Genomic DNA, 15,461 nt, shown 5'->3' on the forward strand with positions numbered 1-15,461 from the left:
ACGCAACGGCATCTCAGCCCTTCCCGATTGTCAGTTCGGCGACAAAATCATAGGCATCGCCGCGATAAAGCGACCGGGTGAACTCCACCACCCTTCCCGACTCAAGATAGGATATGCGCTCAATCCGCAAACCCGCATCACCGGCTTCAACGCCAAGAAGTTCGGCATCTTCGGCGCGCAAATTGGTGGCGGATATGCGCTGGAGGGCGCGAACCGGCCGGTGCCCGTGTGCCTCCAACACTGCGTAGAGAGATACGTCAACGAGATCGGGATCGGGCAGCAACTGCGCAGATATCGAGGCCCGCTCGATTGCCAATGGCATTGCATCAGCGATGCGCAGGCGCTCAATGCGAGAGACTTCATCTCCCGGAGCAAGACCGAGTGAGACCATCTCCTCCGGCGAAGGCGCAAACCTGCCGCGCGTCAACCAGCGCGACTGTGCGTGCCATCCGCGCCGGGTCATATCCTCGGTGAAAGAGGTCAGCCGCGACAATGGCTGCTCGACCCGCGCCACCGGTTTGGACACGAAAGTTCCCGACCCATGGCGCTGGACGAGAATGCCGTCTTTCACAAGATCCTGTACGGCCTTGCGCACCGTGACCCGTGATACGTCGGCAAGTTCGGCGATATCGCGCTCCGACGGCAGCGCGTCGCCATCGGTCAGCAGACCTTCATCAATTGCCTTTTCAACCCGGTTCCGCAGCTTCAGATAAAGCGGACCGCTGCCCATCGCCAAGGCATTCTCACCGGCAAAGATCGTATGGAAACGCTCAGACACGGACATCTCCAGTCATAAGAAACCGTTGGCGCGCGAGTTGGGCGGCCCCGTCCAGCGCATCACCCTGTGCCGGGACGATCCGCGCCCTGTGCTTGTCGGCAAGCCATGGTTCGTACGGGCCGGCCAATCCTCCAAGCAGGCAGAGACGCTGAAGCTCTGTCCCCACCATCGCATCGATAAACGCATCGATCTGACCGGCAGCCTCAACGATGATTGCGGTGGCAACGGGATCGTTGCGCTGCGCATATTCAAAGACCATCGGTGCATATCGGGCAAATGCGCCCGGCGGTGCGCCATGGGCATAAGCAACCACCTTTTGCGGCTCCCCGCCAAACTCCGAGAAAAGGCGCCCGGTCACGTCCGACGCTGGTCCGACGCCGTCATGGGCCAATAGCGTCCGCCGCATCAGCTCTTGCCCCAAGGCCGCGCCGCTGCCCTGATCGCCGACGACAAAGCCCCAACCGCCGATCGTGCGAACCGATGACCCCTGCTTGGCTGCGAACACCGCGCCCGTTCCGATGATCGCAACGACCCCGTCCGCCTCTCCCAGTGCACCGTGCACCGCAATTAATGCGTCGCTTTCGATCTCACAGCGGCGAAACGGAAGCCGGCCGCGCAGCGCCTCGACGCTGGCGTCCATATTGGCGCCAGCAAGCCCGAGCAGAACATCCATGGAGGAAAGCTCACCGCGAAGCCCGGCGTCATCACACGCCCGCTGCGCGGCCTCGATAATATGACGGACCCCGCCATTCATATCAGTCAGGATATTCGCGGCGCCGCTCTTGCCCGTTCCGCTGACCACTCCGTCACGCCCGGTCAGAGCAGCTCGGCAACTGGTTCCACCACCGTCAATTCCTATGACATGCGCCGTCATTATTCTCTCCCTCACCATATAATACCAATAAAATACCATTAACCAAGAGGGTCTGAGAGATATTTTCTTTTGATTTTATCTAGTTGTTTTTACTTATTATATTTTCGCATTCGGAAAACATGGTTAATTTTTCTCCCGCCTTGCTGGACAATTGGTATTTTTTTGGCATTATTGATTGCGCGGAGGAAGCGATGCGCGGAACAACAACGGAAAGCCTGCATCAAAGCGCGCCAGGGCTCGATCTGAAAACGCCGGAAGCGGTGCTTTCGGACCTGCTTGAAGGCCAGAGCGAAGCCGCGGCAAGCGTGGCTCACGCATCCGATGCGATCATTGAAGCCTCCGCCGCCGTGGCGCACTGTCTCCGCTCCGGCGGCAGTCTTTTTTACGCCGCCGCCGGAAGCTCAGGACTGATGGCCCTTTCGGACGCCCTCGAGCTTCCCGGGACATTCGGCATTGAGCGCGACCGCATCAAAATACTCTTCGCTGGCGGATCGCCCTGGATCGACACGTTCCGAGGGGGCCCCGAAGACGATTCAGACCTTGGTTTCAGCGACGCGACATCAGCAGGCATTGGCAAAGGCGACCTGATGATCGCCGTTTCGGCCAGTGGCTCCACACCCTATGCGGTCGCCGCCCTCGCCCGGGCGGCCGAGGTTGGCGCGACCACCGTGGCGATTGCCAACAATCCCGATACGCCATTGCTCAAAGCCGCCGATATCGGGATATTTCTGCCCACCTCGCCTGAGTTGATTGCCGGCTCGACACGTATGGGCGCCGGAACCGCTCAGAAAATCGCTCTCAATATGATTTCCACGCTCATGGCCATTGACCTTGGCCATGTGGTCGATGGGCATATGGTCAATCTGACGGTAGACAACACCAAGCTGCGCACCCGGGCCATCCATATGATTTGCCGCCTCGCGAAGTGCGACGAGACAAGGGCCGCGAATTGCCTCGACGAGGTGAACGGCAAGGTTAAACCAGCCATTTTGCGTGCCGCCGGAGCCGGCGGCATTGATGAGGCGCAGGCTTTGCTTGACGCCCATGACGGAAATGTACGGTCGGCTTTGACCGCACTTGATCAGGGCTCTGCCCCTGAAGAGCAACGCGCCTCATCGGCGTAACAACTGGGAGAAAACCATGAAGAGCACATCCATCAAGGGCCTGCTTCTGGCATCCACGCTTTTGTGCAGCGTGGGCTTTGCCTATGCGCAGGACGCCGAACTGACAATCGAGAGCTGGCGCAATGATGACCTGGAAATCTGGCAGACCAAGCTGATACCGGCGTTCGAAGCCAAGCATCCCGGCATCAAGGTGAAGTTCACCCCTTCCGCACCGGCCGAATATAATGCCGTCCTCAATTCCAAACTTGAGGCCGGATCGGCCGGAGACCTTATTACCTGCCGGCCGTTTGACGCGTCACTGGCGCTTTATGAAGACGGTCACCTTGCTGCAGTCACCGATCTTGAGGGCATGAAAAACTTTTCCAGCGTGGCGAAATCCGGTTGGTCGACCGACGATGGCTCGGTGCAGTTCTGCGTTCCCATGGCGTCGGTGATCCACGGTTTCATCTACAACAAGGACGCCTTTGAGGAACTCGGCCTTGCTGTGCCGCAAACCGAAGAGGAACTCTTTGCCGCCCTCGACAAGATCAAGGAAGACGGCAACTACGTTCCGATGGCCATGGGCACAAACGATCAGTGGGAAGCCGCAACGATGGGCTACCAGAATATCGGACCCAATTACTGGAAAGGCGAAGAAGGCCGCCTTGCCCTCATCAACGGCGACCAGAAGCTGACGGACGAACAATGGGTGCAGCCCTATGAGACGCTGGTGCGCTGGAAGGATTATCTCGGCGACGGCTTTGAAGCCCAGACCTATCCCGACAGCCAGAATATGTTCACGCTCGGCCGTGCGGCCGTCTATCCGGCGGGCTCCTGGGAAATCTCGGGCTTCAACAACCTTGCCGACTTCGAGATGGGCGCATTTCCGCCGCCGGTCCGCAATGCGGGCGACGAGTGCTACATCTCCGACCATACGGATATCGCTATCGGCATGAACCCGAAAACAGCCAATCCCGAGGCCGCCAAGGCATTCCTGAACTGGGTCGGCTCAGATGAGTTTGCATCGCTTTATGCCAATGCGTTGCCGGGCTTCTTCTCGCTGTCCGATCACACTGTGAAAATGGACGATCCGCTGGCACAGGAATTCGTTTCCTGGCGCGGAAAATGTAACTCCACCATCCGTTCGACCTATCAGATTCTGTCGCGCGGAACGCCGAACCTTGAAAACGAGACCTGGAATGCGTCCGCAAACGTCATCCGCGGCACCGAGGCGCCCGCAGACGCGGCCAAACGCCTTCAGGACGGTCTTGCAAGCTGGTACGAAAACCAGAAGTAACCATGCGAACGGGCCGGTTTCGAACCGGCCCGTTTCATCATGGCTCCGGGGACAACCATGAGCGCATCTGAAAAGACAAAAAGGCCGGTTCGCTGGCATATCGCCGTCTTCCTTGCGCCGGCGGTCCTCGTCTACACGGCCATTATGATCCTGCCTCTGTTCGGCACGCTTCAGCTCTCCCTTTTCCGGGAGGTTGATCAGCAGCAGGTCTTTGTCGGCTTTGACAACTTCCGCATCCTGTTCGGCGATCCGCGCTGGTCCGATTCCTTCTGGAACGCCCTTTTCAACAACACCTGGTTCTTCATCATTCACATGCTGGTCCAGAACCCGCTGGGTATCCTCTTTGCAGCCCTGCTCTCCAGTCCGAAACTACGGTTTTCGGTCTTTTACCGTACAGCCATATTCGTGCCGACAATCCTCTCCTTCGTTATTGTCGGCTTCGCATGGAAACTGATCCTGAGCCCGCTTTGGGGCATCGCCCCGGATATGCTGAGCGCCGTCGGCCTGAAAAGCCTTTTTGCGCCTTGGCTGGGCAAGACGGAATATGCACTCACCACGCTCAGCCTTATCTCGGTGTGGCAGTTCATCGGCATTCCAATGATGCTGATCTACGCAGCGCTCCTGTCCATTCCGGACGAGGTTCTGGAGGCAGCCGAGTGTGACGGCATTACCGGCATGAGCCAGTTCTGGAAGATAAAACTGCCGCTGATACTGCCATCCATCGGCATCATCTCGATCCTGACTTTTGTCGGCAATTTCAATGCGTTCGATCTGATTTATACGACACAGGGTGCGCTGGCAGGCCCTAACTACGCGACCGATATCCTCGGCACGTTCCTCTACCGCACCTTCTTTGGCTTCCAGTTGCAGGTGGGCGATCCCAATATGGGTTCGACGATCGCCTCGGTCATGTTCCTGATCATTCTTGCCGGCGTGTCGATCTATCTTTTCGGCATCCAGACGCGGCTTCGCCGCTACCAGTTCTAGGGCCGGACCGTCATGGCAAAAGCAACCCATTCAGTGTCCCGATCCCTTGCGGCCCATGCCATTCTGGCGGCCTATACGGTGATTGCCCTTTTCCCGGTGGTGGTCATCATCATCAACTCGTTCAAGTCCAGAAAGGCGATCTTCCGCTCGCCCCTCTCGTTGCCGGACGAGGAAACCTTCAGCCTTATCGGCTATGAGACTGTCCTCGCGCAGGGTGATTTCTTTCTCTATTTTCAGAACAGCCTGATCGTCACGGTCGCATCGCTGTTTTTTGTGCTGCTGTTCGGCGCAATGGCCGCCTTTGCGCTGTCGGAATACCGGTTTCGCGGCAACTCGCTGATGGGGCTTTACCTGGCGCTCGGCATCATGATCCCCATCCGGCTCGGCACTGTCGCGATCCTCAAGCTGATGGTGGCAAGCGAGCTGGTCAACACGCTGACCGCGTTGATCCTCGTCTATACGGCGCAGGGCCTGCCGCTGGCGATATTCATCCTGTCTGAATTCATGCGGCAGCTATCGGCGGATCTGAAGGATGCCGGCCGGATCGACGGGCTTTCGGAATACCGGATCTTTCTGCGTCTTGTTCTTCCGCTGGTGCGCCCGGCCATGGCGACCGTTGCTGTCTTCACCATGATCCCGATCTGGAACGATCTGTGGTTTCCGCTGATCCTCGCTTCAGCCGAGGAGACCAAGACAATCACCCTTGGCGCCCAGGTTTTCATCGGCCAGTTCGTGACCAACTGGAATGCCGTCCTGTCGGCGCTTTCCCTGGCAATCCTGCCAGTGCTTGTCCTCTATGTCATCTTCTCGCGTCAGCTCATACGCGGCATAACAGCAGGAGCAGTCAAATGACGGATCAAACGGTGCGTGTTCTTGTCGCCGGACTGGGCAAAATGGGGCGCAGCCATGCCCTCGCCTATCATCATAATCCGGGCTTCAAGATCACCGGTCTCGTCAATCGATCAAAGGTTGCGCTTCCGGACGGTCTTGAGAGCCACGCATTTTACCAGGACTTTGACCGCGCCCTGGACATCCTTGGTCCGGACGCCGTGTCAATCAACACCTACTCCGACAGCCATGCGGACTATGCCATCCGGGCGATGGAAGCAGGATGTCACGTCTTCGTGGAAAAGCCATTGGCGACAACGGTTGCGGATGCGCGCGCGGTGGTCGATTGCGCCAGGGCCAACGGGCGCAAGCTGGTCGTTGGCTACATCTTGCGCCACCATCCGTCATGGATTCGGCTCATCGCCGAAGCACGGGACCTTGGCGGGCCTTACGTGTTCCGCATGAACCTCAACCAGCAATCAAGCGGCGAAACGTGGGAAACCCACAAGAACCTTATGAAATCGACCTCGCCCATTGTCGATTGCGGCGTCCACTACATTGATGTCATGTGCCAGATCACCGACGCCAAACCCGTCGAGGTACGGGGCATGGGCCTGCGGCTTTCGCAGGATATCGACGATGAGATGTATAATTACGGTCATCTGCAGGTGCTTTTCGACGACGGATCGGTTGGCTGGTATGAGGCCGGCTGGGGGCCGATGATGTCGGAAACGGCCTTCTTTGTGAAAGACGTGATCTCGCCCGGAGGCTGCGTGTCGATCGTCATGGACGAAGGCGCCAAATCGGATGATGTCGACACCCACACGCAAACACAGCGTATCCGTGTCCACAGCTCCAGGACCGGGAACGATGGCAAGTTCACGGATGCGGACAAACTTGTCTCCATGGAAGGCGAACCCGGACACCAGGAGCTTTGCGACCTGGAACAGGCATTTTTTCTTAAAGCGATACGAGAAGATATCGACCTGTCCCGCCACATGGAGGATGCAGTGAAATCCCTGCATGTCTGCCTCGCGGCGGATGAAAGCGTGCGCACCGGCAAAGCGGTCAAACTCGGCCAAGCCGGACCGGCAACCAACTGAGGAATGAAATATTGGGCTCGCTTGTTCTGGAAGACATCCGCAAATCCTTCGGTCCGGTGGAGGTCCTCAAAGGCATCGACCTGCAGGTTGAGGATGGTGAGTTCGTCATCTTCGTCGGCCCGTCGGGCTGCGGAAAATCCACACTTCTGCGTGTGATCGCCGGACTGGAAGATGCAAGCAGCGGATCGGTGACAATCGCTGACGCTGCCGTTGACCATCTACCGCCATCCAAACGCGGTATTGCGATGGTGTTCCAGACCTATGCGCTCTACCCTCACCTGACCGTGCGCAACAATATGGCGCTTGGCATTAAACAGGCCGGACAGCCTGCAAACGAGGTTGCCAGCCGGGTTGCGGCAGCCTCCAAGATGCTCTCGCTCGATGATTATCTCGACCGTTATCCGGCCGAACTGTCGGGCGGACAGCGTCAGCGCGTGGCGATCGGTCGGGCCGTGGTGCGCGATCCACAACTCTTCCTGTTTGACGAGCCGCTGTCGAACCTCGACGCCGCCCTTCGGGTCAACACGCGCCTTGAAATCGCCCGGCTCCACAGGGAACTCGGCGCCACAATGATCTACGTCACCCACGATCAGGTCGAGGCCATGACGCTTGCCGACAAGATCGTCGTCTTGAATGGCGGGGTCGTGGAGCAGATCGGTTCTCCGATGGAGCTTTACAACAATCCGGCGAATACATTTGTTGCCGGCTTTATCGGCTCACCGCAGATGAACTTCATTGAGGCGGGCCGCCTGGATGAGGCCAATGCTGCATCGATCGGTGTCCGTCCTGAACACATCTCGGTGGACCCGCAAGGCGGCGACTGGGCCGGCAGCGTCCTGCATGCGGAGCACCTTGGCGCCGATACGATCCTCTATATGGACACCGAAGCCGCCGGACTTCTGACAGTCCGGCTCTTCGGTCAGCATGAATTCGATGCGGGCGACAGGCTCTATGCCACACCGGACCGTTCGCGCATGTTCCGCTTCGATGAAAACGGGCTCACGATCACCGCACAATAGACGAGTGGCTGGCCGACTTCACCGGCCATCACCCATATCAGACGGTCCCGCCGAGGGAGCCCTCAAGCTGCGCCAGTTCCTTGCCGCCGGCCATCATGTCCTGAAGCTCCTCCGGCTGGATCTCGCCGCGCTTGGCTGTGCCGAGTGTCTGGCCGCGATTGAGCACGGTGAAACGGTCCCCGACGGCCATGGCGTGACGCACATTGTGCGAGATGAACACGACGCCGATCCCCTTCTTGCGCACCTTGTCGATCGTCGCCAGGACGTTGGAGGTCTGACGCACACCAAGCGCCGATGTCGGCTCATCGAGGATGAGGATCTTGGCACCGAAATAGACCGACCGCGCAATCGCAACGGTCTGGCGCTCACCGCCTGACAACGTGCCGACAGCCTGGCTTGGTTCGCGCAGATGAATGCCCATGCGCGCCATCTCTTCCATCGTGACCTTGTTGGCCATATCGAAATCGATGAATTTGAGAGGACCGAAGCTTTTGCGCGGCTCCCTGCCCATCCAGAAGTTCCGCGTCACCGACATGAGCGGGATCATCGCAAGATCCTGATAGACCGTCGCGATACCGGCTTCGATGGCATCGCGGGCCGTGTTGAAATGGACCTGCTTGCCCTCCATGAAGATCTCGCCGCGCGTGGGTTGATGAACACCTGCCATTGTCTTGATGAATGTCGACTTGCCGGCACCATTGTCGCCAAGCAGACAATGGCACTCTCCCGGATTGACCGAGATGGACACGCCGTTCAGCGCAATCACCGAGCCGAAGTGCTTTTCGATGTTCTTCAGTTCAATCAGTGGCGTGCTCATCTTAGCGCTCCCCCGTGATGCTGCGACGGATATAGGTGTTGAGGATCACCGCGAGCAGCAGGATCACACCGAGGAACACGCGGAAGAGCGAACTTTCCACGCCGGCAAAGAACAGGCCTTGTTGGACCACGCCGAAGATCAGGGCACCGAGCGCTGCTCCGACCACCGATCCGTAACCGCCGGTCAAAAGCGCGCCCCCGATCACCACCGAGATGATTGCCTCGAACTCCTTCAGGACACCACGGTCGGCGGCGGCGGAACCAAACTCGATCACCTGACAGGTCGCAAAGACGGTCGCGCAGAACGCAGTGAACATGAACATCATGATCTTTACGCGATTGACCGGCACACCGGTATAGCGGGCAGCCTGTGCGTCACCGCCCGCGGCGAAAATCCAGTTGCCGAAGCGTGTACGCGTCAAAAGCACATGGCCGAAAATGATCAGCACGATCGCCCAGACAATCAGCATCGGTATGCCGTCGACAACCGGCTCGCCCGCGCGGTTGCCCGCCACGAACTTGCCGATCAGTCCAAGATCTGCGAGCCACACGAACAGCCCCTTGAAGATCTTGCCGCCGAAAATCGCGGCGAGCCAATCACCCTCCGCCGCATCGCGAACACCGCCGATAATGGTCTTGTTCGTCGTGAAAATCGCCAGGAAGATCGTCAGGCCGCGCAGGATGTAAAGGAAGGCCAAAGTGACGATGAATGATGGAAGGCCGGTACGGATGACAAGAAAGCCATTCAGCCAGCCAATGCTCATGGCAATCATGAAAGCCACAATGATCGCAACCCACATGGGAAAGCCGTAGGTCACCGACATCAGCGCTATGACGATGCCGGAAAAGCCGATCATGGAGCCGACGGACAGGTCGAACTCACCGGCAATCATCAACAGGCAAGCGCCCACGGCAATGATCGCGAACTGCGCCGACACAACGGTCCAGTTGACAATGCCTTCGGGCGAGAACATGCCGGAATCTCCGGCAATCATAAGGAAAAATACAAATACGAGGATTACACCGCAGATCGATCCCAACTCGGGTCTGATCAAAGCCTTTCGCAATGGCGAGATTTCACGGATACGTTCGTCGCGGTCCTCTTCTTGCGGCGCCGCATCCTTGGCTTCGGCTTCTGACATATCAGCCTCCCATCCTCGCCCGGACGTCCAGGCGGGTCCCAACTACTGGATTTGCGTTACAAATCGGCTCTCACGGAACCGAACAAAGCCGGGCCGGCCGCCACGCGAACGTTTTCGAAGGCCCGAAAAAGAACGGCCGCGCTTTGAGCGCGGCCGCTGGTCCCCTAGCGATATTCGCCAGCGAACTCTTCAACCTTGGCCAGCGCGTCCTTGGTGACGAAACCCGGGCCGGAGTTGATATTGTTGCCGGGCAGGACGCCGAACCGATTGTAGTTGGCGAGCACAACAACCGGCAGATAGGCCTGCAGGAAGGGCTGTTGGTCGATGCCCCACTGGATCGTGCCGTCCTTGATGCCTTTGACGATTTCGGTGCCGAGGTCGAACGTGCCGAAATAGATGTTTCCGGCCATGCCGTTTTCCTTCAGCGCCTCGATGGTCGGATCAGCCGATGTCGGGCCGAGGGTCAAAACGGCTTCCGTATCAGGATTGGCCGAAAGAAACGCCTTTACCCGGTTTTTGATTTCGGCCGGGTCCTGACCGGAGTCGATCATGGAATCGCCAAGCTCAACACCGAGACCGTCGGCAAATCCACGACAGCGTTCACCAACCACCGGGTTGGAGACAACGTGGTTCACGCACAGGAATGAGCCGATGCCATCGCGCTTGGCGCGCTGACCGGCTGCAAGGCCCGCATCATATTCCGGCTGACCGATATACATCAGCGCACCGACGTCAGCCGCCTGCTCTGGAGTGCCGGAATTGATAATGATCACCGGGATACCCTTGGCCACGGCATTGCTGATCGGTCCGCTCAATACATCAGGGTCCGCAAGCGTTGTGATGATGCCGTGCGGGTTTGACGCTGCGGTCTGCTCGATAATACGGGCCATATCGGCGATGTCGCCAGTTGCCGGATTGCGGTACTCAACTTCCGCACCAACATGCTCGCCGGCCATGGCAAGGCCGTTCTTGATGGTGTTCCACCAGGAATCGGAATCCGGGGCATGACTGATGAGCACAATGCGCTCACCTTCGGCGCTGGCCGTCGTAGCCATCGCGAAGATCGAACCTGCAGCAAATACGCCTGCAACAAGACCGCGTAACAGTTTCTTCATTAGATATTCCTCCACCAAGGTGTCCGGCAGCACCGATCGATTTCCGGAACGTTCCTGTTTAAAAGGAACGCCAAATTTCCAACAGATCCGGCCATCGCACGTACGGAACGGATAACCGAAAATTCCTCCAACTAGAATATTCATTCCACCAATCGCAAATGAGGTCAAGCTGCGGGTCAGACCGCTTTCCTGTCACGTTCAGATCCCGCTCCTCATGCCTTCATGGTGATTGTCGCAAACCTCCCCTTTGTTCCGTCACCCGGCGGGCGCATGTTGGTGACAAGACCATCTCAAGACGGCTCGCCTGCCTGAACAAGCCAGCCTTCTGAGCCGATCGTGGCGCACCCTATGCCAAGTAAAACCGCTTTGCAACCGGTTGCAAAATGACAAAGAAAGGCAGAAACGCGGGCAAGAGACGATTTTCTCGTCAATGCTGCCCCAGTGGCCGGCGCTTCGGAAAAGAGCTGCCATAATTGAAAATCCCACACTTTCAGAAACTGCGGAAAACCCTGAACATATCCGCAATTGCTTGAAAAACCATCGGATTAGTTGTCATTGGGTGTGCCTCAGTTCGACGTGCGCAGGCTCCACAACGCATACGGGCATTGCGACAAAATACCGATTCATTTCCTTGTATTTCTTTACGAAACGAGCATTTCCATTATGGAATATTTATTTCATTTGTGGCACATGAGGAGCAAATCATTCCAGGGGAACCATATTGACCACAGGGCAAACCATATTAGCACCACGGGATTTTGAAGCCCTGCGCAGCCTGATCATCGAGCGCAGGAACTCCCTGCCCCGCAGGCTTGCACAGGTTGCCAAATACGCTCTCGACAATCCCGATGAAGTGGCTTTCGGAACCGCGGCAAGTATAGCCGCCTCGGCTGAAGTCCAGCCGTCGACACTGGTGCGCTTTGCCCATCAAATGGGCTATGAGGGCTTTTCCGACCTTCAGAAGGTTTTCCAGGCCAAGCTGCGCGACCGCAGGCCAAGTTATGAAGACCGACTCAAGACAATTGCCGCGTCAGGCGATACACCGCCCGATGACTCCGATCTGCTTCAGGGCTTTCTTACGGCGGCCAGGCGTTCGCTCGACGATTTTTCGGCGAGCGTTGATCCGAAGACGTTGAACCAGGCGGTCAGTATCCTTGCCGGTGCAGACACGATCTATCTGCTTGCACGACGTCGCTCCTATCCGCTGATAGCTCACATGGCTTACGCCTTCGGCAAGCTCAAGATCCGCAATAGCCTGATTGCCTCCACCAACGGCATTGATCCGGAAATCGCATCCATGGCGCGCCCGCAGGACGCGGCGCTGGCGATCAGCTTTTCGCCCTACGCCGCCGACTGCATCACTCAGGCGCATCTCATGTCAGAGGCTGGCGTGCCTGTCGTGGCGATTACCGATTCAGCCTTCTCCCCGTTGGCGGCCTGCGCCACGCAATGGCTGGAGATCGCCGAAGCGGACTATGGCGGCTTCCGTTCGCTATCGGCCAGCATGGCCCTTTGCACGGCACTGCCGGTTGCCGTTGCAGAAGCGCGTCAGCACGGGGCGTAGAGCTTGCTACTGAATTCAATGACTATCGTTTCACGCTCCAAATCCACGGCTTGCGCCGTCGCGATTTTCCATTGGAGAGACCGGACATGAACGCTACGGCATCGCACGACGCCTCACAAACCCTGGACGTCATTACGATTGGCCGGTCCTCGGTGGATCTTTACGGCCAACAAATCGGCTCACGGCTCGAAGACGTCAGCTCCTTTGCCAAGTCGGTCGGCGGATGCCCGTCCAATATCGCGATAGGCTCGTCACGTCTCGGATTGAAATCCGCCGTCATCACCCGGGTCGGTAACGAACAGATGGGCGGCTTCATACGGGAACAGATGCAACGGGAAGGTGTTGACTGCCGCGGTATCGTGACGGATCCGGACAGACTGACGGCGCTGGTGCTCCTGTCGGTCCAAAACGACACCACCTTCCCGCTCATCTTCTATCGCGAAGACTGTGCCGACATGGCTTTGTGCGCGGACGATATCGATCCGGACTTCATTGCCCTTTCCCGTTCGGTGCTTGTTTCGGGAACGCATTTTTCGAAACCCGGTCCCGCCGCCGCCCAGGAAAAGGCGATGCGCCTTGCACGGCAGAACGGTGCGAAGGTAGTTCTGGACATCGACTACAGGCCGAACCTTTGGGGTCTGGCCGGGCATGCATCGGGTGAAGAGCGCTATATCGCTTCCGGTGCGGTGTCGGAAAAAATGAAGGCCGTGCTGGCGGCTTGCGATCTCATTGTCGGCACGGAGGAGGAAGTGCTGATCGCATCCGGAGAGAATGAACTTCCGGCGGCTCTCAAGACGATTCGCGGCTTGAGCGATGCAACCATCGTTCTCAAACGCGGTCCGATGGGCTGTATCGTCTACGATGGTGCGATACCAAACGACCTCGAAGACGGTATCGTCGGCAAAGGCTTTCCGATCGAGGTCTATAATGTCCTCGGTGCCGGTGATGCCTTCATGTCCGGTTTCCTGCGTGGCTGGCTGCGCGGAGAGGATCACAAAACCAGTGCGACATGGGCCAATGCCTGTGGCGCATTCGCCGTATCGCGGCTCTTGTGCTCTCCGGAAATTCCCACCTGGGAAGAACTCAGCAGTTTTTTAAGGGATGGCTCGCCCCACCGCGCCTTGCGCAAGGACGAGAGCATCAATCACATTCATTGGGCAACAACACGCAACAAGGACATTCCGCTGCTCATGGCGCTGGCGATCGATCATCGGGTTCAGCTGACCGATATGGCCGACTCCGCCGGCGCCGACTACGCCCGGATTGCTCAATTCAAACGCCTGGCCGTCGCATCTGCTGCGCAGGTGGCCGACGGACGGCCGGGTTTCGGTATGCTTCTCGATGAACGGTTTGGCCGCGAGGCTTTCTTCGACGCGGCAAGACACAATTTCTCATGGCTTGGCCGCCCGGTGGAGGATCCAGGCTCCAGGCCGCTGCGTTTCGAATTCAGCCAGGACATCGGTTCGCAACTTGTTGAGTGGCCGAACGACCACTGCATCAAAGCGCTGTGTTTCTATCACCCGGACGATGACGAGGCGCTCAAAGCCGAACAGCAGGAAAAGCTTCTGAGCTTGTTTGAGGCAGCGCGGAAGGTCGGCCGTGAGCTGCTTGTCGAGATCATCGCAAGCAAACACGGAAATCTGAAGGACGACACCATCGCCCGCGCCTTGGCAGAACTCTATGCCCTTGGCATCAAGCCCGACTGGTGGAAACTTGAGCCGCAGACATCGCCTGCCGTCTGGTCGAAAACCGAAGAGGTCATAAAGCGCAACGATCCTTGGTGCCGGGGCATTATCGTTCTGGGGCTCGATGCAACGGTTGCCGAACTGGAAGATGCGTTCCGGGCTTGCGCTCAAACCGAAACTGTCCGTGGCTTCGCCGTCGGACGGACAATTTTTGCCGATGCGGCCAAAGCCTGGCTCGCGGGCGAGATCAATGATGAACAGGCAATTGCGGACATGACGGAGCGGTTTGAAAAGCTCTGCGCGCTTTGGCTCCGTTGCCGCAGTTCACACTGAGAGGAGATTTTGACGTGTCGAAACTTCTGGTGAAGCCCAAGGACGGGCACGGCCTCGTCACCCACATCACTCCCCAGGCCGCCGATTGGGAATACGTCGGTTTCGATCTGCACAAACTGCGGCCGGCTGACACGGTTGGCGCGCAAACGGGCGATCGTGAAATCTGCCTTGTATTCGTGAGTGGTCAGGGATCGGTTTCCATAGGCGGTAACGATCTCGGCCTTCTGGGCGAGCGTCTGTCGCCATTCGATGGTGTACCTGCCGCTGTCTATATCCCTGGCGGATCAAACTGGCAGGTGACGGCCAGGAGCGATGTCGAGCTCGCCGTTTGCTCGGCACCCGATACCGTTCACAACCTGCCACCACGGATTATTGCACCGGACAATCTCAGCAAGGAAACGCGCGGGTCAGGCACCAATACACGCTACGTTACCAATATCCTGCCGGAAGATCAGCCGGCCCAGTCATTGCTGGTGGTCGAGGTCATCACGCCGGGCGGACACACCTCTTCCTATCCGCCCCACAAGCACGATCAGGACAATCTTCCGCATGAATCACGGCTTGAGGAAACCTATTATCACCGTTTGAACCCGCCTCAGGGCTTTGGCTTCCAGCGTGTCTACACAGATGACCGGTCATTGGACGAAGCGATGGCCGTGGAAGACGGCGACGTCACGCTTGTGCCGAGGGGATATCACCCCTGCGCGGCCTGTCATGGCTATGATCTTTATTATCTGAACGTCATGGCCGGCCCCAGGCGGACCTGGAAATTCCACAATGCCGCCGAACACGAATGGCTGCTTGATACTTAACGCGC

14 protein-coding genes are annotated in these 15,461 nt (G+C 58.1%); 9 read left to right on the forward strand and 5 right to left on the reverse strand.

What is annotated here, in order from left to right; all coding sequences use genetic code 11:
• Positions 1-13: 13 nt before the first annotated feature.
• Together OQ273_RS10995 and OQ273_RS11000 are read right to left on the reverse strand one after the other, a co-directional pair.
• Positions 14-730, reverse strand: coding sequence for a GntR family transcriptional regulator (locus OQ273_RS10995; RefSeq protein ID WP_267993080.1), 717 nt, complete (start codon positions 728-730; stop codon positions 14-16).
• 40 nt (positions 731-770) lie between these two features.
• Positions 771-1,652, reverse strand: coding sequence for a glucosamine kinase nucleotide-binding domain-containing protein (locus OQ273_RS11000; protein ID WP_267990549.1), 882 nt, complete (start codon positions 1,650-1,652; stop codon positions 771-773).
• Between the two features lie 191 nt (positions 1,653-1,843).
• On the opposite strand from OQ273_RS11000, the gene OQ273_RS11005 reads away from it, so the two are divergent.
• Genes OQ273_RS11005 through OQ273_RS11030 form a run of 6 tightly spaced genes read left to right on the forward strand, consistent with a single transcriptional unit; the run spans position 1,844 to position 7,989 of the window.
• Complete coding sequence (locus tag OQ273_RS11005; protein ID WP_267990550.1) at positions 1,844-2,776, forward strand: N-acetylmuramic acid 6-phosphate etherase; 933 nt, start codon at positions 1,844-1,846, stop codon at positions 2,774-2,776.
• A gap of 16 nt (positions 2,777-2,792) precedes the next feature.
• Complete coding sequence (locus OQ273_RS11010; RefSeq protein ID WP_267990551.1) at positions 2,793-4,052, forward strand: ABC transporter substrate-binding protein; 1,260 nt, start codon at positions 2,793-2,795, stop codon at positions 4,050-4,052.
• Positions 4,053-4,109: 57 nt separating this feature from the next.
• Positions 4,110-5,039 carry a carbohydrate ABC transporter permease gene (locus tag OQ273_RS11015; protein WP_267990552.1) on the forward strand — a complete coding sequence of 310 codons (930 nt, stop codon included), beginning with the start codon at positions 4,110-4,112 and terminating at the stop codon, positions 5,037-5,039.
• Between the two features lie 12 nt (positions 5,040-5,051).
• Positions 5,052-5,891, forward strand: a complete 840-nt coding sequence (locus OQ273_RS11020; RefSeq protein WP_267990553.1) for a carbohydrate ABC transporter permease — start codon at positions 5,052-5,054, stop codon at positions 5,889-5,891.
• Positions 5,888-6,970: a Gfo/Idh/MocA family protein gene (locus OQ273_RS11025; protein WP_267990554.1), complete on the forward strand. Its 1,083-nt coding sequence runs from the start codon at positions 5,888-5,890 to the stop codon at positions 6,968-6,970. The genes OQ273_RS11020 and OQ273_RS11025 overlap by 4 nt, the downstream gene beginning before the upstream one ends.
• 11 nt (positions 6,971-6,981) lie before the next feature.
• Positions 6,982-7,989 (forward strand): ABC transporter ATP-binding protein, encoded by a 1,008-nt coding sequence (locus OQ273_RS11030; RefSeq protein WP_267990555.1) that lies wholly within the window; start codon positions 6,982-6,984, stop codon positions 7,987-7,989.
• Between the two features lie 37 nt (positions 7,990-8,026).
• Here OQ273_RS11030 and OQ273_RS11035 read toward each other — a convergent pair whose 3' ends face one another.
• The 3 genes from OQ273_RS11035 to OQ273_RS11045 form a co-directional block, all read right to left on the reverse strand.
• Positions 8,027-8,806, reverse strand: coding sequence for an ATP-binding cassette domain-containing protein (locus OQ273_RS11035; protein ID WP_267990556.1), 780 nt, complete (start codon positions 8,804-8,806; stop codon positions 8,027-8,029).
• Position 8,807: 1 nt separating this feature from the next.
• Positions 8,808-9,947 (reverse strand): ABC transporter permease, encoded by a 1,140-nt coding sequence (locus OQ273_RS11040; RefSeq protein WP_267990557.1) that lies wholly within the window; start codon positions 9,945-9,947, stop codon positions 8,808-8,810.
• A gap of 164 nt (positions 9,948-10,111) precedes the next feature.
• Entirely contained in the window at positions 10,112-11,062 is a 951-nt protein-coding gene (locus OQ273_RS11045) for a sugar ABC transporter substrate-binding protein (RefSeq protein WP_267990558.1), read from the reverse strand.
• Between the two features lie 721 nt (positions 11,063-11,783).
• On the opposite strand from OQ273_RS11045, the gene OQ273_RS11050 reads away from it, so the two are divergent.
• From OQ273_RS11050 to iolB, 3 genes are all read left to right on the forward strand, one after another.
• On the forward strand, positions 11,784-12,626 hold the full coding sequence (locus OQ273_RS11050; protein ID WP_267990559.1) for a MurR/RpiR family transcriptional regulator: 843 nt from the start codon (positions 11,784-11,786) through the stop codon (positions 12,624-12,626).
• An 86-nt stretch (positions 12,627-12,712) separates the two neighbouring features.
• Positions 12,713-14,644 (forward strand): bifunctional 5-dehydro-2-deoxygluconokinase/5-dehydro-2-deoxyphosphogluconate aldolase, encoded by a 1,932-nt coding sequence (locus OQ273_RS11055; protein WP_267990560.1) that lies wholly within the window; start codon positions 12,713-12,715, stop codon positions 14,642-14,644.
• Between the two features lie 14 nt (positions 14,645-14,658).
• The gene (gene iolB / locus OQ273_RS11060) at positions 14,659-15,456 is read left to right on the forward strand and encodes a 5-deoxy-glucuronate isomerase (RefSeq protein ID WP_267990561.1); all 798 of its coding nucleotides are present in this window, start codon (positions 14,659-14,661) and stop codon (positions 15,454-15,456) included.
• Positions 15,457-15,461 lie beyond the last annotated feature (5 nt).

This window comes from Hoeflea prorocentri, from assembly GCF_027944115.1.
Classification (GTDB): Bacteria; Pseudomonadota; Alphaproteobacteria; order Rhizobiales; family Rhizobiaceae; genus Hoeflea_A; species Hoeflea_A prorocentri.

What these genes read in the sequence shown, in the direction of transcription:
- OQ273_RS11005 (WP_267990550.1), top strand. Translation starts at nt 1,844, where the DNA reads ATGCGCGGAACAACAACGGAAAGCCTGCATCAAAGCGCGCCAGGGCTC.
- OQ273_RS11000 (WP_267990549.1), bottom strand. Translation starts at nt 1,652, where the DNA reads ATGACGGCGCATGTCATAGGAATTGACGGTGGTGGAACCAGTTGCCGA.
- OQ273_RS10995 (WP_267993080.1), bottom strand. Translation starts at nt 730, where the DNA reads ATGGGCAGCGGTCCGCTTTATCTGAAGCTGCGGAACCGGGTTGAAAAG.
- OQ273_RS11025 (WP_267990554.1), top strand. Translation starts at nt 5,888, where the DNA reads ATGACGGATCAAACGGTGCGTGTTCTTGTCGCCGGACTGGGCAAAATG.
- OQ273_RS11020 (WP_267990553.1), top strand. Translation starts at nt 5,052, where the DNA reads ATGGCAAAAGCAACCCATTCAGTGTCCCGATCCCTTGCGGCCCATGCC.
- OQ273_RS11045 (WP_267990558.1), bottom strand. Translation starts at nt 11,062, where the DNA reads ATGAAGAAACTGTTACGCGGTCTTGTTGCAGGCGTATTTGCTGCAGGT.
- OQ273_RS11035 (WP_267990556.1), bottom strand. Translation starts at nt 8,806, where the DNA reads ATGAGCACGCCACTGATTGAACTGAAGAACATCGAAAAGCACTTCGGC.
- OQ273_RS11055 (WP_267990560.1), top strand. Translation starts at nt 12,713, where the DNA reads ATGAACGCTACGGCATCGCACGACGCCTCACAAACCCTGGACGTCATT.
- OQ273_RS11040 (WP_267990557.1), bottom strand. Translation starts at nt 9,947, where the DNA reads ATGTCAGAAGCCGAAGCCAAGGATGCGGCGCCGCAAGAAGAGGACCGC.
- OQ273_RS11015 (WP_267990552.1), top strand. Translation starts at nt 4,110, where the DNA reads ATGAGCGCATCTGAAAAGACAAAAAGGCCGGTTCGCTGGCATATCGCC.
- OQ273_RS11010 (WP_267990551.1), top strand. Translation starts at nt 2,793, where the DNA reads ATGAAGAGCACATCCATCAAGGGCCTGCTTCTGGCATCCACGCTTTTG.